This window comes from Rothia koreensis (assembly GCF_052232265.1).
Classification (GTDB): Bacteria; Actinomycetota; Actinomycetes; order Actinomycetales; family Micrococcaceae; genus Rothia; species Rothia koreensis.
Genome location: NZ_CP197643.1, coordinates 897,700 through 917,388, shown reverse-complemented (window position 1 = coordinate 917,388; position 19,689 = coordinate 897,700). Strand labels below are relative to the sequence as shown.

At 64.5% G+C, this 19,689-nt stretch carries 17 protein-coding genes and 1 riboswitch; of the genes, 7 read left to right on the top strand and 10 right to left on the bottom strand.

The window, feature by feature from the left end:
• Positions 1-42: 42 nt before the first annotated feature.
• Positions 43-147, bottom strand: a riboswitch (SAM riboswitch).
• Positions 148-547: 400 nt separating this feature from the next.
• The 3 genes from ACTSLZ_RS03945 (at position 548) to ACTSLZ_RS03935 (ending at position 3,599) form a co-directional block, all read left to right on the top strand.
• On the top strand, positions 548-1,138 hold the full coding sequence (locus ACTSLZ_RS03945) for a hypothetical protein (protein WP_443095780.1): 591 nt from the start codon (positions 548-550) through the stop codon (positions 1,136-1,138).
• An 829-nt stretch (positions 1,139-1,967) separates the two neighbouring features.
• The gene (locus ACTSLZ_RS03940) at positions 1,968-2,585 is read left to right on the top strand and encodes a phosphate transport regulator (RefSeq protein WP_443095779.1); all 618 of its coding nucleotides are present in this window, start codon (positions 1,968-1,970) and stop codon (positions 2,583-2,585) included.
• 3 nt (positions 2,586-2,588) lie between these two features.
• Positions 2,589-3,599, top strand: a complete 1,011-nt coding sequence (locus tag ACTSLZ_RS03935) for an inorganic phosphate transporter (protein WP_129315642.1) — start codon at positions 2,589-2,591, stop codon at positions 3,597-3,599.
• Positions 3,600-3,648: 49 nt separating this feature from the next.
• Here the strand turns inward: ACTSLZ_RS03935 and pstB are convergent, their stop codons facing one another.
• From pstB to pstS, 4 genes are all read right to left on the bottom strand, one after another.
• Positions 3,649-4,428 (bottom strand): phosphate ABC transporter ATP-binding protein PstB, encoded by a 780-nt coding sequence (gene pstB / locus ACTSLZ_RS03930; RefSeq protein WP_129315643.1) that lies wholly within the window; start codon positions 4,426-4,428, stop codon positions 3,649-3,651.
• A 28-nt stretch (positions 4,429-4,456) separates the two neighbouring features.
• Complete coding sequence (gene pstA / locus ACTSLZ_RS03925; protein ID WP_443095778.1) at positions 4,457-5,563, bottom strand: phosphate ABC transporter permease PstA; 1,107 nt, start codon at positions 5,561-5,563, stop codon at positions 4,457-4,459.
• Positions 5,560-6,582, bottom strand: a complete 1,023-nt coding sequence (gene pstC / locus ACTSLZ_RS03920) for a phosphate ABC transporter permease subunit PstC (protein WP_129315645.1) — start codon at positions 6,580-6,582, stop codon at positions 5,560-5,562. Before pstC ends, pstA begins: the two co-directional genes overlap by 4 nt.
• A gap of 108 nt (positions 6,583-6,690) precedes the next feature.
• A complete protein-coding gene (pstS, locus tag ACTSLZ_RS03915; RefSeq protein WP_129315646.1) occupies positions 6,691-7,794 on the bottom strand; it encodes a phosphate ABC transporter substrate-binding protein PstS in 1,104 nt (367 codons plus the stop codon).
• 245 nt (positions 7,795-8,039) lie between these two features.
• Here pstS and ACTSLZ_RS03910 point away from each other — a divergent pair, with 245 nt between their 5' ends.
• From ACTSLZ_RS03910 to disA, 3 genes are all read left to right on the top strand, one after another.
• Positions 8,040-9,179, top strand: a complete 1,140-nt coding sequence (locus ACTSLZ_RS03910) for an FUSC family protein (RefSeq protein WP_443095777.1) — start codon at positions 8,040-8,042, stop codon at positions 9,177-9,179.
• Between the two features lie 93 nt (positions 9,180-9,272).
• Positions 9,273-10,739 carry a DNA repair protein RadA gene (locus tag ACTSLZ_RS03905; RefSeq protein ID WP_443095776.1) on the top strand — a complete coding sequence of 489 codons (1,467 nt, stop codon included), beginning with the start codon at positions 9,273-9,275 and terminating at the stop codon, positions 10,737-10,739.
• Between the two features lie 44 nt (positions 10,740-10,783).
• Positions 10,784-11,854, top strand: coding sequence for a DNA integrity scanning diadenylate cyclase DisA (gene disA / locus ACTSLZ_RS03900; protein ID WP_443095775.1), 1,071 nt, complete (start codon positions 10,784-10,786; stop codon positions 11,852-11,854).
• Between the two features lie 74 nt (positions 11,855-11,928).
• Here the strand turns inward: disA and ACTSLZ_RS03895 are convergent, their stop codons facing one another.
• Positions 11,929-12,759, bottom strand: a complete 831-nt coding sequence (locus ACTSLZ_RS03895; protein WP_443095774.1) for a hypothetical protein — start codon at positions 12,757-12,759, stop codon at positions 11,929-11,931.
• Between the two features lie 67 nt (positions 12,760-12,826).
• On the opposite strand from ACTSLZ_RS03895, the gene ACTSLZ_RS03890 reads away from it, so the two are divergent.
• Complete coding sequence (locus ACTSLZ_RS03890; protein ID WP_193554042.1) at positions 12,827-13,831, top strand: A/G-specific adenine glycosylase; 1,005 nt, start codon at positions 12,827-12,829, stop codon at positions 13,829-13,831.
• A gap of 12 nt (positions 13,832-13,843) precedes the next feature.
• On the opposite strand, the gene ACTSLZ_RS03885 is transcribed toward ACTSLZ_RS03890, so the two are convergent.
• The 5 genes from ACTSLZ_RS03885 to lysS form a co-directional block, all read right to left on the bottom strand.
• Positions 13,844-14,362, bottom strand: a complete 519-nt coding sequence (locus tag ACTSLZ_RS03885) for an amino-acid N-acetyltransferase (RefSeq protein ID WP_129315651.1) — start codon at positions 14,360-14,362, stop codon at positions 13,844-13,846.
• Positions 14,363-14,580: 218 nt separating this feature from the next.
• Positions 14,581-17,193 carry an ATP-dependent Clp protease ATP-binding subunit gene (locus ACTSLZ_RS03880; protein WP_178980305.1) on the bottom strand — a complete coding sequence of 871 codons (2,613 nt, stop codon included), beginning with the start codon at positions 17,191-17,193 and terminating at the stop codon, positions 14,581-14,583.
• Between the two features lie 204 nt (positions 17,194-17,397).
• The gene (locus tag ACTSLZ_RS03875; protein WP_129315653.1) at positions 17,398-17,745 is read right to left on the bottom strand and encodes a histone-like nucleoid-structuring protein Lsr2; all 348 of its coding nucleotides are present in this window, start codon (positions 17,743-17,745) and stop codon (positions 17,398-17,400) included.
• Between the two features lie 210 nt (positions 17,746-17,955).
• Positions 17,956-18,150 (bottom strand): hypothetical protein, encoded by a 195-nt coding sequence (locus tag ACTSLZ_RS03870; protein ID WP_238692385.1) that lies wholly within the window; start codon positions 18,148-18,150, stop codon positions 17,956-17,958.
• A gap of 56 nt (positions 18,151-18,206) precedes the next feature.
• The gene (gene lysS / locus ACTSLZ_RS03865) at positions 18,207-19,655 is read right to left on the bottom strand and encodes a lysine--tRNA ligase (RefSeq protein ID WP_443096088.1); all 1,449 of its coding nucleotides are present in this window, start codon (positions 19,653-19,655) and stop codon (positions 18,207-18,209) included.
• Positions 19,656-19,689 lie beyond the last annotated feature (34 nt).

Below are 19,689 nucleotides of genomic sequence, written 5' to 3'. Positions count from 1 at the left end.
GGCCGGGGAATGCGCCCGGCGTCGTCGAAGGACAACCGATACACTCCATCGGACCTGGCGGGAGCACCGTGCCTCGGACCCGTTGGGGTCACGAGGGGGTTGCTGCGGCGTCGTCGAGCCAGGTCTCTCGGCCGCTCTGGATAGATACGCAAGTATTCAAACCCGGCCTCCTGAACGGCCGCAAGGATGAGGATTCTTTGACGGCACATGTCGCGTCATTGAGCACAGCGACGGGACGGAGAAATACCGGTGTCATATGAAGACGACCCAGGTTTTTATGACTCCGGAACGTAAGGTTCCGTGTTTTCCTTGCGCGGGTCCGATCTTCCGTGGGTTTTCCGACGACGACGAATCGCCGCACGTCGGCGGACCCGAAACCGATTCGCGACCGAATCGTGACCGTTTATTGATTCATTTCCCGGGGCGGGCGTGAAAATCATGAACAAGCGATTCCGCATGCGCGCGTGCCGGCGCGGATTCATTGTGGGCCGGGACTCCCTCGTGTTTTGATAGGAAGGTCAGTTCAATCACCTTTTGAGAGGAAAGCATGACCGAGAATCACGATTCCCCGGCCGGGAACCAGCCTCCTCAGTACGGGAGCAACCCCAACGGCGGACAGCCCCAGTACCAGGGCGGACAACCCCAGTACCAGGGCGGCGACGCAGGAAACGGTCATGGTCCTCTCCAGAACCAGGGCGGAGACCTGGCGGCACCCAAGGCCGTGCACACCGCCGCCCGGCTCATTTACATTTCGGCGGCCATCAGCGTGATCAGCTTGATCATCTCGCCGTTCGTCTTCATGGCCACCGACGAATACAAGACTCTGGCTGATCAGGGGCAGGCCGCCTACGCCTGGGGCTTCTTCAGCGCCGGGGCCATCTTCTCGCTGATCGTCATCGTGCTCCAGCTCCTCTCCGCCAGGGCGGCCACCCGAGGCAAGAACTGGGGCAGGATCGTCCTGCTCATTCTCGCGATCCTGAGCCTCCTCGGCCTGGGCGGCGCCTTCCAGGATGCCCCGGGAATCATCGGGGCCATCGGGACGATTCTCCTGATCATCGGCACGATCATGTTGTGGGTCGGTCAGAGCGGACGCTGGTTCAAGGAACTCAAGCAACGCCGGAACCCCATGAATCGTTGATCCCCAGGGTCCTTTGACAGCCTCGGCGAACGAGGACCACACTGGATACAAGGCACTGGGCCGCAGGTTGCCCCGGGCTCCATTATTTAGCCGCTACGAGCGGTCTTCCGCCGAGAGGCGCACCCGGTCCAGTGCCCCATACTTCGGGAAGAACCCCCGCTTCGGCGGGGGTTCTTTTCTGTCCGGGTTCCGCTGCTCGTCGTCCGGCCTCGGTGGGCCCTCCTCTGTGGCCGCGCCTGTTGCTTGATAGCTCCTCCTGCGTGGCGGTTGCCCGATTGGGAGGCCTTTGCCTTCGTTAGGTGGCGGTTCAGACCCCACCTAACGAAGGCAAACGCCACCGAATCAGGAAGCCTCCTCCCAACAGACGTCCGAGTGCCACGAATTCCGGCCTCTTTTCGCCGGTAAAGGGCACCGAATCGAGCAACCGCCTCCGCACGATGTAGGCCGGCTCCTCAAAGGCCGTCCAATTGCGCCGGTAACCGCCCCGCTATTGGGGAACCGCCTCCCAGCCCATGAAGCCACCGCGTCGGGCCCGGACCGTTGCCGCCGGAAACCGCCACCGAATCGAGTAACCGCCTCCCAGTTGGGGCGCAGGAGAGCCGTCCGGGACGCAAGGCCATCAAATTCCGAGCCCCAAGCCCGCAGCACCCTCACGCCCAGCTACCCCGCATCACCCTCACGCCCGGCGGCCCCACAGGCCCCGCAGGCCCCGCAGGCCCCGCAGGCCCGCCCGCGGCCCCGTGCGTCATGAAAGCCTCAAGTCGAGCTTGTTAACCAAGTGCGGTTATCTTGGGAATGATCACCCCACCACCATCTTGGAAGGCAGAGCGTGGCACTTCGCTTATTCCCCCAGGAGAACAAGGCCCTCGAGCTGCTCTCGGACATGGCGCAACTGGTTGTCGACTCAACCTCCTCGGCATCCCGCATGATGGGGTCGCCGGTTTCCGACCATGATCAGGGCTTCGAACAGGCCCTGGAAATCGAGGGGCGCTCGACGGACGCGTTCTTTGCCCTGATGACCACGGTGCGCAGCGCCTTCGTTCTGCCTCTTCCGCGCGCCGACCTGTACCGGCTCGGTCAGCGTCTCAATCAGGCCACGGAGTCCCTCACCTCGGCGTCGCACATCATCAAGATCCACACCCTGGACCGCTTCTCCAATCGCGCTTCCGATCTCCTGGACCTCCTCCAGCGCCAGGCCTCCCTGACCGCCGAGGCGATGCGTCATCTCTCCGACCTCGAAGGCCTGGACGAGTACTGGGTCGAGGTGCTGCGCATGTCGAAGCAGTCGATCCGGACCACGAATCTGTACCAGGCGGACATGATGGACCGCCTCAAGCCGGCGGCCTACATCAAGGAAGCCCAGTTCACGGCCCAGTTGCAGGCGGCGTCGCTCAGTGTGCGGGAGGTGGCCACCGACGTTGGCCGCATCCTCGTCCAGGAGTCCTGAGGCGTGGAGTACTTCCTTTTCGTCCTGTGCGGTCTCTTCCTTCTGGGGTACACCGCCATCGGGTGTTTCCACGATGCCTCGAATGCCGTGGCCGTCCCGGTGTCCGCCCGCGCCCTGACGCCCAGAGTGGCGCTCATCGTCTGCGCTGCCTTCAACGTGGTGGGGCTGGTCGTGGGATCGGTGACTCTGTCCCTCACCTCTGACCAGTGGCTCACGATCCCTCACGACGACGTCGGGCTCGCGGTGCTGACCGCTGCGCTGCTGACCGTGATCCTGTGGGAAATCTTCACCTGGTGGCGGCGTTCGCCGTCGTCCTCGACCAATGCCCTGATCGGCGGGGTCTTCGGGGGCCTCTGGGCAACGAACCAGGTCGGTCTCGGAAACCACCTGCACCTCGGCCTGACCATGGTCGGCGACGTCATCCTGCCGTTGGTCCTGGCCCCGCTCGTGGCCTTCGGCGTGGCCTGGGCCGTGGTGATTCCTCTGGTGCGCCTGCTCCAGCACACGAGCCCCCGACAAATCCATCGTCGGTCACGGTATGTGCTGTCGCTGAGCACATCCCTCATCTCGCTGGGCCACGGCATCTACTTCGGGCACCGCAGCCTGGTGATCGGGACCCTGATGTGGTTGTCGATCGGCCGTGACATCAGCACGCCCCAGACAACCCTGCTGTGTGCCCTCCTGGCCCTCATGATGGCCGTCGGAACCCTGCTCGGCAGCTGGCGCATCGGACACACGTTCACGGACCGCCTGGTCGCCCTGGATCCTTTCCGCGGGGCAGTGGCCCAGGCCGTGACGAGCGTGCTCATCTTCGGTACGGGAGCCGTGGCCCGGGATCCGTTCTCGTCCTCGCACCTGGCGGCCTCGGCCGTGCTCGGGGCCGGGTCCAATCAACGATTTCACGCGGTGCGGGCCAATACGGCGTTTCGACTGGTGGTGACCTGGGTCGTGACCATACCGGTGACCGTCGTGGTTTCCGCGATCTTCTTCCTCGCACTGTCGCCGCTTCTGTGACCGCCCTGGCCAGAACCACGGGTGCACAACCCACGGTCACGGCCCACGATCAGCCGAAGCGGCCGGACACGTAATCCTCCGTGGCCTTCTCCTGGGGTTTGTTGAAGATCTCCTGGGTCGGAGCGTATTCGATCAGCCGGCCGGGCTTGCCGGTGCCCGCGATATTGAAGAACGCCGTCTTGTCGGAGACCCTCGCGGCCTGCTGCATGTTGTGCGTGACGATGACGACCGTGTATTCGGCCTTGAGCTCGTTGATGAGGTCCTCGACCGCGAGGGTCGAGATCGGGTCGAGGGCAGAGCACGGTTCGTCCATGAGGATCACGTCCGGGCGGACCGCAATGCTCCGGGCGATGCAGAGTCGCTGCTGCTGCCCTCCCGACAGCCCCGAGCCCGGCTTGTCCAGGCGGTCCTTGACCTCATTCCACAGGTTGGCGCTCCTGAGGGAGGATTCCACGAGTTCGTCCGCGTCCGAGCGCGCGATTCTGCGGGAGTTCAGCTTGACGCCGGCCAACACGTTGTCCCGGATCGACATGGTCGGGAAGGGGTTGGGCCGCTGGAAGACCATGCCCACTTGCGACCGCACCCGAACCGGGTCGACGCCCTTGGCATAGAGGTTCTCGCCGTCGAGGTTGACCTTGCCCTCGACGTAGGCCCCGGGGATGACTTCGTGCATCCGATTCAGGGTGCGAAGGAACGTCGATTTGCCGCAGCCGGACGGTCCGATGAACGCCGTCACCGCCCGGGGCTCGATCTGCATGGTGATGTCGTCGACGGCCAGGAAGTCCCCGTAGTAGACCTTGAGGTGTTCGACGTCGATACGCTTTGACATGATTTTCCTTTGCTGCGGTTCGCGGTATTCAGCGACCGGTTTTGGGGGCGAAGATCTTGGCGATCAGGCGGGCTGCGAGGTTGAGGATCATCACCAGAATGATCAGGATCAGGGCGGAGGCCCAGGCACGATCCTCGGAGACCTGCGGATTGGTCGGCGACGTCGGGTTCATGATCTGGTAGTAGATGAACGTCGGCAACGTGGTCATCCATCCGCTGAACGCGTTGAAATTGATGCTCGCCACGAAGCCGGCCGTGACCAGGATCGGTGCGGTCTCGCCGATCACACGGGCGATGGCCAGGGTCACGCCCGAGGAGATGCCGGACATCGCCGTCGGGATCACGACCTTGGTGATCGTTCGCCATTTCCGGACGCCCAGTGCGTAGGATGCCTCCCGCAATTCGTTCGGAACGATTTTGAGCATTTCTTCCGTGTTGCGCACGACCGTGGGAATCATGAGCACGGACAGCGCGATCGACGCGATGAACCCGAATCTCGCCGAGGGGTCTCCCAGGACCTGGACGAAGAGCGCGACCGCGAACAGGCCCGCGACGATCGACGGTATTCCCGTCATGACGTCGACCAGGAACGTGATGACCCGCCCCATCCACCGGAACGCACGGTTGCTGTCGCTGTATTCGGTCAGGAACACGGCCGTGAGCAACCCGATCGGGACCGACATGAGCGTCGCCCAGAACGTGATCATGACGGTTCCCACGATCGCGTGGTAGGCGCCGCCGTAGGCCGGTCCGCCCTGGGCGGCCTCGTTGTCGGTGACGCCGCTGACGCCGTTCATCGAGGTCCCCAACAGATTTCCCGAGAGGCCGGGGACGCCACGTCCGAGAACCACCCAGATGACCGAAACCAGGGGTATCAGGGCCAGCAGGAAAGCACCGTAAATCAGGTAGCGGGCGAAGGCGTCCTTCCCCTTGCGCGAGCCTTCGAGCATCCCGACGACGATGGGCCCGGCGATCACGAAAATGAGCCCGGCGAAGACTGCCCACAGGCCGATGCTGAACCCGATCAGGGCGGACAGCGCCGCACCCAGAATCAGCGCACACAGGCCAATGAGCAGGGGCAGCCATCGGGGTGCCTGCCGCCCGATGAGTTTCGAGGAGGTCGTTGCGATGCTCATGAGTTGGCTCCCGAGAATTCCTTGTACCGGCTGATCACCAGGCGCGCGAGCAGGTTGACCACCAGGGTGATCACGAACAGGACCAGACCGGCCGCGATCAGCTCATTGAGGCGCAGTCCGTAGGCTTCCGGGAAGTTGAGGGCGATCTCGGAAGCGACCGTCTGGTTTCCGGACTGGATGAGCGAGGGGTTGAAGGGGCCGCCCGAAAGAACAAGCGTCACGGCCATGGTCTCCCCCATCGCGCGCCCGAGGGCGAGCATGACCGAGGAAATGATGCCGGCTCTCGCGAAGGGGAAGACTGTCATGCGGACCATTTCCCAGCGGGTCGCCCCCAGACCGAGCGCGGCCTCCTGCTGCAGAACCGGGGTCTGGGCGAAGATCTCGCGGCACATTGCGGTGATGATCGGCAGGATCATGATCGCCAGAACGATCCCGGCGGTGAGAATGGTCTTGCCGGTCGCCGTCGGAGGCCCCTCGAAGATCGGCAGGAAACCGAGGATTCCGGACAACCAGTCGTAGAAGGGCACGATCTTCGGCGCCAGCACGGAGGCACCCCACGCTCCGAAAATCACCGAGGGGATCGCCGCCAAGAGATCGATCACGTACCCGACGCCCTTGGCGAATCGGGGCGGGGCATAGTGCGAGATATACAGGGCGACGCCGATGCCCACCGGCGTCGCCAGAAGGAGGGCGATCACGGAAGCGATCAGGGTCCCGACCACGAGCGGCCAGATGTAGGACAGGAAACCTTTTCCGCCCGTGACCTCGCTCGACGCCGCACCGAAGATCGGAGAGGCCTGCCAGGTCAGGAAGAAGGCGACGGCCGCCAGGACCACCAGAATGATCGCACCGGCGACCAGCGTGACGCCGGCGAACACTCGGTCCTGCGCCGGGCCGCCCTTGGCGTCTCCGATCGCGACGTGGCCCTCACGTCGATGATCGCTGTTCTCGTCCCCTTGCCCGGGTTGGTCCCCGGTCGGTGTGCTGAACTCGGGAACCGTCGAAGAAGAGTGAGACATGAAACCTCGAGTACTCTCTGGTGGTCGGTTGTGGTCGATGCGCCGAATTCCCACCAGGACACGATATGCCCCGATGGGAATACGACGCTATGGGATCCTCTGGGTCCGCTACTTGGTCGTGATCGAGTCGATGGCCTTCTTGGCGTCCTCACGCATACTCTCAGGGAGGACCGCCGACTTCGCAGCGCTGGCGGCCGACTTCTGGCCGTCCTCGCTGACCACGTAGTTCTCGAAGGCCTTGACCAGATCCGCGGTCTCCTGGTCCTTGTAGGCGGAGCAGACCACGTGGTATGAGACCAGGACGATCGGGTAGGAACCATCGTTCGGGGTCCGGTTCAGCTCGAGGGACATGTCGTGCTCGCCGCGTCCCTGAACCTTGTCGGACTGCTCCACGGCCTTGGCCGCGGAATCGGCGGACACCTTGACGTAGTCGTCTCCGTCCTTGACCTTGGCGGTGGAGAGGTCGCCGACGGCGGACTCATCCGCGTAGGTGATGGCCCCGTCCGTGCTCTGGGTCGTGGAGACCACGCCCGATGTCCCCTTGTTGGCCTCGCCCTTGAAGTCGCTCGGCCAATCACCCGAAGGCTCCTTGTCCCAGGCCCCGCCGGATGCCTTCGAGAGGTACTCGGTGAAGTTCTCGGTCGTGCCGGAGTTGTCCGAGCGGTGGACGACGTTGATCGGGGTGTCCGGCAGCTTGGCATCCTCGTTCTGCTTCTTGATCTCCGGGTCGTTCCATGTGGAGATCTCGCCCTTGAAGATCTTGGCGATGGTGGCCGGGTCCAGGTTGAGCGAGTCGACACCCTTCACGTTGAAGGCGACGGCGATCGGGGACACGTACACGGGGATGTCCATCGCCCCGTCGGGGCCGCACTGGTCCTTGGCCTGGTTGTATTCGTCGTCGTCCAGGTGAGCATCGGAGCCCGCGAAGTTGGCGCCGCCCGAGAGGAACGCCTTGCGTCCCGCGCCCGATCCGTCCGGAGAGTACTGGACGTTGGCGCCGGAATTGTCACTCTGGAAATCCGTCTGCCATTGGGTCATGGCGGCCTGCTGTGCGGATGACCCCACGCCGGACAGGGTGCCTTTGACGTCCGCCCCTGCCGAGGATGATCCGGTGCCGGCTTCGCCCGTGGCGTTGTCCGAGCCGCACGCCGTCAGCGCGATGGTTCCTACTGCTGCGATAGCGGCGAAACGCCCGATGCGAGAGATCTTCACGAAAGGTACCCCTTCAAGAGTCGTCGACCGTCCTCCGCTGCCTGTCGAAGCGGATCGGAACGGCTCAGTGATTGTGATGTGACCGGTGCCTGGTCTGCCCGGACTCGGGCTGGCCAGGTGGCCGGAGGCTCCTGGCGCCCGTACTCGGCACGCTACGGAGGACAGGTATCCCCCGGACCCGGATCCGGTGAACTGCGGATGAACTCTGGAACGAACGCGCGACGTCGACAAACTATGATTGCCCCATGAGACGAATCTCGGTCAGGGAGAGGGCACGGTCCTCGCGCCGTCAGCTCGTCTCGCGTGCGCGTTTGGGAATGTCGCGAGTTCGCAGTGGCCTGTTCCAGTCAGTCCAGATCACGGTGGCCGCCGTCGGCGCCTATTTCATTGCCGAGGTCCTGTTGAGCCACCACCAGCCGCTCTTTGCCGCAACGGCGGCGATCGTTTCCCTCGGGTACGTGCGCGGCGGAAACCACATGCGCCGCATCATGGAGGTGGCCATAGGCTGCACTCTGGGCATCGCCGTGGGCGACTTCTTGATGTATTTTCTCGGCAGGGGCCCGCTCCAGGCATCACTGGTCCTGTTGTTCTCCCTGCTGCTCGCCCGCTTCCTGGACAACGGGACCATCTTCTCGACGCAGATGGGATTGCAGGCTGTCCTGGTGGTACTGCTTCCCCCTGCAATCGACGGCCCGTTCGCGCGGAGCTTCGACGCCGTCGTCGGCGGTCTGTGCGCCCTGCTGGTCATGGCCCTAGTGCCCCAGGACCCGAGGCGTCAGCCCAAGGACGAGATGAAGAATCTGGTCCGAGAATTCTCACGGATCCTGAGGGAAGCGAGCGAAGCCATCGGCGATTACGACGCCGCCCGGGCCTGGTATGCGCTGTCTCGCGCGCGCAAGACCCAGCCCCTCCTGGACCAGGTCGAGAACTCCCTCAAGACGAGCAAGGGTCTCGCGCGGGTCGCCCTCACGCGACGTCAGGCGCTGAGGGACATTCGCGACTACGAGCGCGCCCTGCACGGAATCGATTACGCGATCCGCAATGCGCGCGTCCTGATCCGACGGATCGCCAACGTGATCGACACGGTCCAGTTGCGGGAGGAAGCAATTGTCTCCCTCCGCGATGTACTGCTCGAACTGTCCGAAGCGGTCGACCTTCTCGGACTGTCGCTGAAGTCCGACACCGAAGACGCACGAGAGGTCATGCGTCGCCGGGCTCGCGTGGAGCTGAGCTCGACGGCGGCCAAACTCGATCCCCAGGCCCTGGGCGTGCGGACGTATCAGGGCGAGGCGCTCGTGATGATCATCCGTCCGCTGACCGTGGACCTTCTGGTCATGACGGGGATGGACCAGAAGTCCGCGGGCAACGTGCTGGCCACGATCTGACAGGAACTGACCGAGGCGATCGAGGTGATCGACCCGGAGGACGACGACGACCACGACTCCTAAGTTGTCAGTCGGCCCCCGTACGATTTCGGTATGAGCCCCGCACGGAAAACATCCAAGAACACCAATATGTACCGATGCCGCGAATGCGGCTGGACCACGGCCAAATGGGTCGGCCGCTGCGTAGAGTGCCAGGAATGGGGAACCGTCGAAGAGGCCGGAGGACCCACGGTCGCACGGACCAGCGCGGCACGTACGGTCGAAACCCCGGCCCGTCCGATCGCGGATGTGGACGCGTCTCTCGCCCAGTTCTCCAGCACGGGAATCCAGGAATTCGATCGGGTCCTCGGCGGCGGTCTGGTCCCGGGCGCCGTGATTCTGATGGCGGGAGAACCGGGTGTCGGCAAGTCGACCCTGCTCCTGGACGTGGCATCGACGTTCGCGCGCGGAACGTCGGTCGGCCAGGGCGCCGGTGCCGCGGAGTCCGGCTCGACGTCGTCCGGGGCGGATCCCAGCGAGGGAGGCCACCCGGCCCACGATGTCCTGTACGTGACCGGCGAGGAGTCGGCGGCCCAGGTCAAACTCCGGGCGGATCGTATCGGAGCTGTGGCGGACACGCTGTACCTGGCCTCGGAAACCGACTTGGGCGCGGCTTTGGCGCACATGGACAAGGTCTCCCCCAGCCTGTTGGTCGTCGATTCGGTGCAGACCCTGGCGAGCGCCGAGGTGGAGGGCGCAGCCGGCGGCGTGACCCAGGTCCGTGAGGTCGCGGCCTCGATCATCGCCGAGGCCAAGAAACGGAACATGACCACGTTGCTGGTGGGCCACGTGACCAAGGAGGGAACCATCGCGGGACCCCGCCTCCTCGAGCACCTCGTGGATGTCGTGTGCCAGTTCGAGGGAGACAAGAACTCGCGCATCCGAATGCTCCGTGCGGTCAAGAACCGCTTCGGCCCCACGGACGAGGTCGGCTGCTTCGATCTGCTCGAGGACGGCATCGAAGGCGTCTCCGATCCGTCGGGCCTTTTTGTATCCCGGACGGCTCATCCGGTCGCCGGAACGTGTCTCACGATCACCATGGAGGGCAGGCGACCATTGTTGGCGGAGGTCCAAGCACTTCTGGACGAATCCGCCACGGCCCAGCCCCGGCGGGCCACGGCCGGCCTGGATTCCGCGCGCACCGCCATGCTGCTCGCCGTGCTCCAACGGCGCGCGGGGTTCAACGTGGGCAAGCTGGATTGCTATCTCTCGACGGTCGGCGGGGTGCGGCTCAACGAACCCGCGGCCGACCTGGCCACGGTCATGGCGCTCGCTTCCGCGGCCGAGGACAAGCCTCTTCCCCGCCGGCTCGTGGTATTCGGTGAGGTCGGGCTCGCCGGAGAGGTCCGGGCGGTGCCCGGAATTCGTCAACGCATCAACGAAGTCGCGCGGCTCGGCTTCACCCACGTCATGGTCCCCGCATCGCCGGCCGGCGTCGGGGAGGTGCCGGAGGGTGTGCACGTCAAGGAAGTGGCTTCCGTGGTGGACGCCGTCGACACCCTCTTCCCCTCACGCTCCTGACGGCCCTGAGCCGCAGACGCGCGACCACACGATAGGCTGGAATCGTGGTTTCTCCCCGTAATGATCAGCTCAAGAAGACGTTGGCTCTGTTGGCCCCCGGAACACAGCTCCGGGACGGCCTCGATCGTATCCTCCAGGGCCGCACGGGCGCTCTGATCGTGCTGGGCAAGGACCGTACGGTCGAAGAAATCATCAGCGGCGGGTTCAGCATCGACACCGAATTCACCGGAACCCGATTGCGCGAACTCGCCAAGATGGACGGAGCCATCGTCTGCGATCGAGAAGTCCGCACGATCCATCACGCGGGCGTCCAGCTCATGCCCGACCCCGCCATCACCACGGAAGAATCCGGTACACTGCACCGCACCGCCGAACGCGTCGCCAAACAAACGGGGTTCCCCGTGATCTCGGTGTCGAAATCGATGGGAGTCATCACCATCTATGCGGACGGCGAGCGGTACCCGCTGGAAGGGTCCCAGGAAATCATGGGCCGGGCCAACCAGGCCATCCAGACCCTCGAACGGTACACCGTCCGTCTCAACGAGGAACTCAACAACCTCTCCGCTCTGGAAATCGAGTCCGATGTGACCGTCCGCAATGTGGCCCTGGCCCTTCAGCGCCTGGAACTGGTCCGGCGGATCTCCGAAGAGATCGGGGACAACGTCGTCGAGCTGGGCGCCGAGGGACGAATGATCGCCATGCAGCTCGAGGAACTGGTGCTGAACCAGCCGACCGCGGAGCTCGTGTTCAAGGACTACCTGCCCTCGGGCCACGAGTCCCATGTGACCGAACGGGCACAGGCGAGCCTCTGCAGCCTCTCCCCCGTGGAACTGGCCGACCCCATAGCAATTGCCCGGGCCGTCGGCCTACCGGGTGGAGGGGATCTGGACTATACGTTGCAGCCTCGCGGCTACCGTCTGCTCAGCGGGGTCAAGTCCATTCCCCACACGGTCTCCGAACGCCTGGTCGACCGCTTCGAAGGCCTGCAACCGCTCATGGCCGCCAACGTGGACGACCTGCGCAGCGTCGAGGGCATCGGAGAATATCGGGCCAGGAGCATCCGCGAGTCCCTGGCGCGCATGGCCGAGACGAGCCTGCTCGACCGCTTCATGTAATCCGCCCGCGGAGAGGGTCCGGCGTTCTCGGGACGCCCGTCTCGTGAGCCGGACGCTCCCTGGGGCCTGCACCTCTACTCGAGAACGATCTGTTGTTTCTCGCTCGGGACGCCGTTCACGGACACCGTCAACCAGTAGTAGCCGGGCTGGGCCGGTTGGGCCGCGTCACCGCAACCGAGGGCATTGATGGACCGGTCCCACGACTGTGACACGGTCTGGGCCGAACCCGCGTCGAGGGTGGACTGTTTGGCCGCCCCATCGCCTCCGCACTTGGAGGTGCTGTACACCTCGGCCGAACCCGAGGTGATCTCATAGGTCACCTTGTTGGCACCGAGATCGACGTTGCATGGGTTGTCCCCGGAGTTCTTGACGGTCGTGCTCATGACGGGATTCTCACCCTGACCGTACGTCCCCTTGTCCAGTTTGGCGCTGACCTGGATATTCGAGCCACAGGCCTGGGGCTGGGCCGGCTTGGACTCGGCCGGCGTCGTGGTCGCGGCGGCCTCTGCCTTCGACTCCTCGGGATCAGGCTTCTCGCTCTGGTCCCCCTCCGCCTGGTCCGATGGCTTGTCCGAGGCCGACGCACCGTCCGAGGAGGATGCAGACGCGGAAGGGCCCGCCGATCCGCTCGGACCCGACGAGCCCGAGGCCGAATGGGAGGGCCGGGCGCTGAAGCTGGCGAAATTGTCGGTCGACGACTGCGAGGACGACCCGCCGGAACCGCCACCGATGCTCGCGGCGATCTTGTTCACCGCGAAGACGACTCCCCACACGACCAGCACGATCACCAGGAGAGCAAGGATCAGCGCGATGATCCGACGTCGGCGGTAGACCGCGGGCGATTCGCGCCGGTACCCGCCCTGGTTGCCGCCGTTCTCCGGTGTGGGGTCTTCGTACTCTGTCATGCGTCCTAGGCTACTAAAAGGAGAGCCCAACCCAGGGACGGACCCGGCACACTACAGTGGTCACGTCATGAATTTTTCGAATCCACCGGCCGCACCGTCGGAACAGGCCGACGCCGCCGCGGACCACGCCCCCTGGCCCGACCCGGACACCGTCCGCACGATGCATCGACACATCATCGACTGGTTCACGTGGAATGCCCGGGACCTGCCGTGGCGGGCACCGGACCGTACCCCCTGGCAGGTCATGGTCAGCGAGTTCATGCTCCAGCAGACCCCGGTGGTCCGTGTTCTTCCGCAATGGAAACGATGGATGCAGTTGTGGCCCGAACCGTCGGACCTGGCGTCCGCGACCACGGGAGACGCCGTGCGTGAATGGGGCCGACTCGGTTACCCCCGGAGGGCCCTTCGACTGCACGCCGCAGCGGTGGCCATCGTCGAGCGGCACGGCGGCGAGGTCCCCTCGGACTACGACGAACTCCTGGCCCTCCCGGGAGTCGGCTCCTACACCGCCGCGGCCGTTTCCGTATTTGCCTTCGGTGACCGACAAACCGTGATCGATACCAACATTCGACGGGTTCAGGCGCGCGCCATCAGCGGAAAGGCGTTGCCTTCCAAGGGGCTGACCGCGGCAGAGACGAGACTCGCCGAATCATTGATGCCCGACGACGACGCAACCGCCGTCCGGTGGAACATCGCCGTCATGGAACTGGGAGCCCTGGTCTGCACCGCGAAATCTCCCCGGTGCGACATATGCCCCGTGCTGGACCAGTGCGCGTGGGTGGCCGCGGGCCGACCCGAGCCGGAATACGTGCCCCGAGGGCAAGCGTGGAAAGGCACGGACCGCCAGGCCCGGGGAGCCATGATGGCCGTGCTCAGGGAGGCCACGGAGCCGGTCCCGCCGGAGGCCCTCCTGTCCCCGGAAAGGACCGCGTGGAAGGGGGCGCCCCACGCCATGGAACAGCTGAGGGCCATCGGTGCCCCGGGAGACCAGTTGGAGCGATGCCTCGAGGGACTGGTCCGTGACGCCCTGGCATCGCGAGACCCCGAGGGCCGTGTGACTCTTCCCGGCTGACCGGATTCGGCGTCAGAGGTGTCGAAGCATGCGGGTGTTGCCGAGGGTATTCGGCTTCACCCTCGCCAGATCCAGGAATTCTGCGACGCCTTCGTCATGGGACCGCAGGAGCTCGGCGAAGACCTCATGGTCGATCGTCTCTTGATTGCTCATGATCTCGAAGCCCATGCGCCGGAAGAATTCGACCTCGAACGTCAGGCAGAAGACGCGGTCGACGCCGATTCCTCGGGCCCGTTCGAGCAAGGACTGAACCAGCATGCGCCCCACGCCTCGCCCGCGCGCCCGTTCGTCCGCAGCGAGGGTGCGGATCTCGCCCAGGTCCTCCCACAGGATGTGCAGGGCACCGCAACCGATGAGCCGTGCCGAGCCGTGGGCTTCGAGGTCTTCGACCACCATGAATTCCTGGATCGACTCGAAATACTCGACCGCGTCCTTGGAAATCAGCGCGCCGGACGTGACGTACGGTGCGACGAGCCGCCTGATCTCGTGGACGTCCGAAGTTCTGGCAGGTCGCATCCGCAGGTTGGTCATGCGCCCAGAGTTTACGCCCGTGACCGGCGTCGGCACCATTCGATCTCACGGGGCGGCCCCGACGCGACGCGCCGGCCCCGAGACGCACGAAGCGGGGCCGCCCCGGAGGGCGACCCCGCTTCGTGCATGCGGTGCCACTGGCTCAGAGCACCGGACCAGTTCCGGAGCTCGCCCGAGCCCCACAGGGGCCGACGGACGGCTCCGGCCTGGACGGGCTCCTACGCGGTCGCGGACCCGGCCGCTCCGCCGCCGTCGCCGCCTTCGTAACGCGGCGGCGTGGACGGACGCGAGAGCTGCTGGGTGTCCGGGTTCGACTCCGTGGACTCGGCCTGACCGTAATCGAATCCGTCATCCGTCAGCTCGGACATCTTCTGCGAGGAGAAGAGGAACTTCGCGTCCTTGCCTTCGCCCTCGGCATCCACGGTGATCTTCTCCCCGCCCTGAATCTCTCCGAAGAGGATCTTCTCGGAGATCTGGTCCTCGATCTCGCGCTGCATCGTGCGGCGCAGCGGGCGGGCACCCATCGACGGATCGTAGCCACGCTCCCCCAGGATCTTCTTGGCGGCGTCCGTGAGCTCGATGGACATGTCCTGGTCCCGCAGACGCTCCGCGAGGCGGGCGACGAACAGGTCGACGATCTGGATGATCTCTTCCTCGGACAGCTGCGGGAAGACGATGATGTCATCCACGCGGTTCAGGAACTCCGGACGGAAGTGCTCCTTGAGCTCCTCCTGGACCTTGGCCTGCATCCGCTCGTAGTTCGTCGTGGGATCCTCGTGGGACTGGAAGCCGACGGGAACCCGGCGGGAGATGTCCTTCGTTCCCAAGTTCGTGGTCATGATGATCACGGTGTTCTTGAAGTCCACCACGCGTCCCTGCGAGTCGGTCAGGCGACCGTCCTCGAGGATCTGCAGCAACGAGTTGAACAGGTCCGCGTGGGCCTTCTCGACCTCGTCGAACAGGACCACGGAGAAGGGCTTGCGGCGGACCTTCTCGGTCAGCTGGCCGCCCTCTTCGTAGCCGACGTATCCGGGGGGCGCACCGAACAGCCGAGAGACCGTGTGCTTCTCCTGGTACTCGGACATGTCCAGCGTGATCAGCGAGTCGTCGTCGCCGAACAGGAACTGGGCCAGGGCCTTGGCCAGCTCGGTCTTGCCGACACCCGTGGGCCCGGCGAAGATGAACGAGCCACCGGGACGGTGCGGATCCTTCAACCCGGCACGCGTGCGTCGGATCGACCGGGACAGCGCCTTGATGGCGTTGTCCTGACCGATGACCCGGCGGTGCAGCTCCTCCTCCATGTTGAGGAGTCGGCCCGATTCCTCGTCGGTGAGCTTGTACACCGGAACGCCCGTGGATGCGGAGAGAACCTCGGAGATGACGTCCGGAGTGACCTCGCCCATGGCGGAGTCGCTCTCCTTCCACTTCTTCTCCTGCTCGTCCTTCTCCGCGATGAGCTTCTGCTCCTTGTCGCGCAGGGAAGCTGCCTTCTCGAAGTCCTGTCCGTCGATCGCGGACTCCTTCTGGGACTTCACCTCGGCGATCCGTTCCTCGATGGCCTTGATCTCCGGCGGAGCGGTCAGACGCTTGATGCGCAGACGGGCGCCGGCCTCGTCGATCATGTCGATCGCCTTGTCCGGGAGGAACCGGTCCGAGATGTACCGGGCCGACAGGCTCACGGCAGCCTCGAGGGCCTCGTCGGAAATCGTGACCCGGTGGTGTGCCTCGTACTTGTCCCGCAGGCCCTTGAGGATTTCGACGGCGTGCGCCTGCGACGGTTCGTCGACCTGAATCGGCTGGAAACGACGCTCGAGGGCGGCGTCCTTCTCAATGTGCTTCCGGTACTCGTCCAGGGTGGTCGCACCGATGGTCTGCAACTCACCGCGGGCCAGCATGGGCTTGAGGATCGACGCGGCGTCTATGGCGCCTTCGGCCGCTCCCGCACCCACCAGCGTGTGGATCTCATCGATGAACAGGATGATGTCCCCGCGGGTGCGGATCTCCTTGAGCACCTTCTTGAGGCGTTCCTCGAAGTCGCCGCGGTAGCGGGAACCTGCCACGAGGGACCCGAGATCCAGCGTGTACAGGTGCTTGTCCTTGAGCGTCTCCGGGACGTCTCCACGAACGATCGCCTGGGCCAGGCCCTCGACGACGGCCGTCTTGCCGACACCGGGTTCGCCGATCAGCACGGGGTTGTTCTTGGTGCGCCGGGAGAGGACCTGCATCACGCGTTCCATCTCCTTGTAGCGCCCGATCACCGGGTCGAGATTGCTCTCCCGGGCGGCGGCAGTGAGGTTCGTGCCGAACTGGTCCAGCACCGCGGAACCCGCCGGGGCTCCTTCCTTGCCGCCCGCGCCCACGCCGGCAGCTTCCTTCGAGTCGCCCGATCCGCCCTGGTAGCCGGAGATCATGTCGATGACCGTCTGGCGCACGCGCGAGGGCTCGGCGCCCAGCTTGGACAGAACCTGCGAGGCAACGCCTTCGCCGGCCCTGATGAGGCCGAGCAGAATGTGCTCGGTTCCGATGTAGTTGTGTCCGAGCTGAAGCGCTTCGCGCAGGGACAGCTCGAGGACCTTCTTGGCCCGCGGCGTGAACGGGATGTGCCCGCTGGGCGCCTGCTGGCCCGGTCCGATGATGTCCTGGACCTGCTCACGAACGGCGGAGAGGGTCACGCCCATGGACTCCAGGGCCTTGGCCGCGATTCCTTCGCCCTCATGGATCAGACCCAGCAACAGGTGTTCTGTGCCGATGTAATTGTGGTTGAGCATGCGGGCTTCTTCCTGAGCCAGCACCACAACACGCCGTGCGCGGTCCGTAAACCGTTCAAACATAGTTGGTCTCCTTGTACGTCTTTGATTCGATGCTACGCACGGAAAAGGCCTGAATTATCTGCTGTTCGCCACCGGCGAGACGCAATAAAGCTCAGGGCAGAAAATACCTGAGTATTTCCGCCCTGAGCTTGATCTTGCACGAGGTCGAGAACCAGCAGATGCTTCGCGCCGATTCCTTCGACAGCCCTCGAAAACTGGCTCTTACTAGGAGTCTTTCTTACGAGCGGCGTAGTAGGCGTCCTGAATCTCCTGGTGGATCCGGCCGCGGTCGGAGACGTTGTAGCCGTTCTCCTTGGCCCACTTGCGGATCAGGGCCGTCTCGGGATTGCGGACCTGCCCCGAGCCCTTGCCCGAGGTGCCTCGCCCACTGTTGCGCCCCTGGACCCGGCGGGCCTTGGCCGCGTACGGACGAATCGCGTCGCGAAGCTTCGCGGCGTTCGCCGACGAGAGGTCGATTTCGTACTGGCCGCCGTCGAGCCCGAAACGCACGGTTTCGTCAGCGGCGCCGCCCTCGAGATCGTCCTCGAGAATGATCTTAACTTTCTGAGCCATGAGTGTCTCCTCAGTCCTTATTGGCGCGGTCCGACGCAAAATTTGATGTCAGAGGACCTTAATCGTGTTAGCGAAGCGCGGGAACGGTATCCGGCTCACGCGGCACTAAAGCTGTGGACTTTTGTCCTGGTGTAAGGCCAGAGTATCAATTACCAACAGAAAAGGACAGTCGAATAGTCCCCCGGAAGCATAATTCTTCCTGTGAAAAACTTATGAATCCGAGTCTTCTCTGGGAAGGAAAATCTCTCCGGATCCTTCCCGGGATTTGATCTTCTCGTACCATTGGCGCGCGTCGTCGTCCGAGGCTGCATGGGCCTTGCGCTCCGAGCTGTCGGCCCGGAACGCCCAGCGCATCACGAAATAGAAGATGATGCCGATAGCGACGGACGGCAACAATACGGCCACATATTCCACGCCGAACCTTCTCCCCCGGGCCCGGAGGCCCGCTTGATCATCCCGATTTACTCGGGCTTCATCAGCGGAAACAAAATCGTTTCCCTAATCCCCAGTCCTGTGAACAACATGATCAGCCGATCAATTCCCAGGCCCAATCCGCCCATGGGAGGAGCGGCATGTTCCAGGGCTCGCAGAAAGTCCTCGTCGAGTTCCATGGCTTCGTCGTCTCCGCCGGCGGCCAGCCGGGACTGCTCCGTGAGACGCTCTCGCTGGATCACAGGATCGATCAATTCGGAGAAAGCTGTGCCGCGCTCCATACCGCCGATAATGAGGTCCCAGGCCTCGATGACGTCCGGCTTCGACCGGTGGGGCCGGGCAAGCGGCTGCGCCGACGGCGGATAGTCGCACACGAACGTCGGGTTGATGAGGGTCGGTTCCACGATTTCGCCGAAGAGTTCGATAACGAGCTTCTCGGCGTCCCACGAGGGATCCACCGAGACGTCGTGCTGGTCCGCGATCCCGCGAAGTTCCTCGGCCGTGGTCTCGGGGGTGATCTCCCGCCCGACGGCCTCCGACAGGCCCGGATAGACGCCGAGCCATGTCCATTCCGCGTTGAGGTCGATCGTTCCCCGGTCCGTCTCGATCTGGTGGACTCCCAGAGCATCGGCGCAGGCCATGATGATGTTCTGGATGAGCTCGGCCATCGTGAACTGGTCCCCGTAGGCTTGGTACGCCTCAAGGGTCGTGAACTCGGGGCTGTGCGTGGAATCCACGCCCTCGTTGCGGAAAATGCGCCCGATCTCGAAGACACGGTCGATCCCACCGACCACGGCCCGCTTCAGGTACAGCTCGGTCGCGATGCGCAACGTCATGTCCTGGTCGTAGGCGTTCAGATGGGTCTGGAACGGCCGCGCGGTCGCGCCACCGTGCACGAGCTGCAGGATCGGCGACTCGATTTCGATATAGCCCTGATCGACAAGGACCTGACGCACGGTCTGCATGATCTTCGCGCGGTTGAGGACCGTCTCCTGCGCTTCCTTGCGGACCATGAGATCCAGGTAGCGCTGCCGGACCCGGGTCTCCTCGTTCAGGTCCTTGTGCAGGGTCGGGAGCGGGCGCAGCGACTTGGACGCCATCGACCAGTCCTCGACCATGACCGACAGCTCGCCGCGACGTGAGCTGACGACTTCCCCGTGCACGAACACGTGGTCGCCGAGGTCCACGAGCGCCTTCCAGTCGTCCAGGTTCTCCTGTCCGGCCTTCGCGAGCGAAATCATCGCTTGGAGCCGTGTTCCGTCCCCGGCCTGAAGGCTCGCGAAGCACAGCTTGCCCGTGTTCCGCACGAACACCACGCGCCCGACGACGCCGACGACGTCGCCCGTCTCGTCCCCGGCCTCCAGGTCGCCGTACTGCTCGCGGACGCTCTGGATGCTTCGGGTCACGGGGACGCCCACGGGATAGGCTTCACGTCCTCGAGAGATCAGTTCCGCGCGCTTGTCCATCCGGATGCGCATCTGCTCGTTGATCTCGGTCTGCTGACTGGTCTGG

Excerpts from the sequence above, each read along its gene's own strand:
- ACTSLZ_RS03945 (WP_443095780.1), top strand. The coding sequence starts at position 548 with ATGACCGAGAATCACGATTCCCCGGCCGGGAACCAGCCTCCTCAGTAC.
- pstB (WP_129315643.1), bottom strand. The coding sequence starts at position 4,428 with ATGTCAAAGCGTATCGACGTCGAACACCTCAAGGTCTACTACGGGGAC.
- pstA (WP_443095778.1), bottom strand. The coding sequence starts at position 5,563 with ATGAGCATCGCAACGACCTCCTCGAAACTCATCGGGCGGCAGGCACCC.
- pstC (WP_129315645.1), bottom strand. The coding sequence starts at position 6,582 with ATGTCTCACTCTTCTTCGACGGTTCCCGAGTTCAGCACACCGACCGGG.
- ACTSLZ_RS03910 (WP_443095777.1), top strand. The coding sequence starts at position 8,040 with ATGAGACGAATCTCGGTCAGGGAGAGGGCACGGTCCTCGCGCCGTCAG.
- ACTSLZ_RS03905 (WP_443095776.1), top strand. The coding sequence starts at position 9,273 with ATGAGCCCCGCACGGAAAACATCCAAGAACACCAATATGTACCGATGC.
- ACTSLZ_RS03895 (WP_443095774.1), bottom strand. The coding sequence starts at position 12,759 with ATGACAGAGTACGAAGACCCCACACCGGAGAACGGCGGCAACCAGGGC.
- ACTSLZ_RS03890 (WP_193554042.1), top strand. The coding sequence starts at position 12,827 with ATGAATTTTTCGAATCCACCGGCCGCACCGTCGGAACAGGCCGACGCC.
- ACTSLZ_RS03885 (WP_129315651.1), bottom strand. The coding sequence starts at position 14,362 with ATGACCAACCTGCGGATGCGACCTGCCAGAACTTCGGACGTCCACGAG.
- ACTSLZ_RS03880 (WP_178980305.1), bottom strand. The coding sequence starts at position 17,193 with ATGTTTGAACGGTTTACGGACCGCGCACGGCGTGTTGTGGTGCTGGCT.
- ACTSLZ_RS03875 (WP_129315653.1), bottom strand. The coding sequence starts at position 17,745 with ATGGCTCAGAAAGTTAAGATCATTCTCGAGGACGATCTCGAGGGCGGC.
- lysS (WP_443096088.1), bottom strand. The coding sequence starts at position 19,655 with ATGCGCATCCGGATGGACAAGCGCGCGGAACTGATCTCTCGAGGACGT.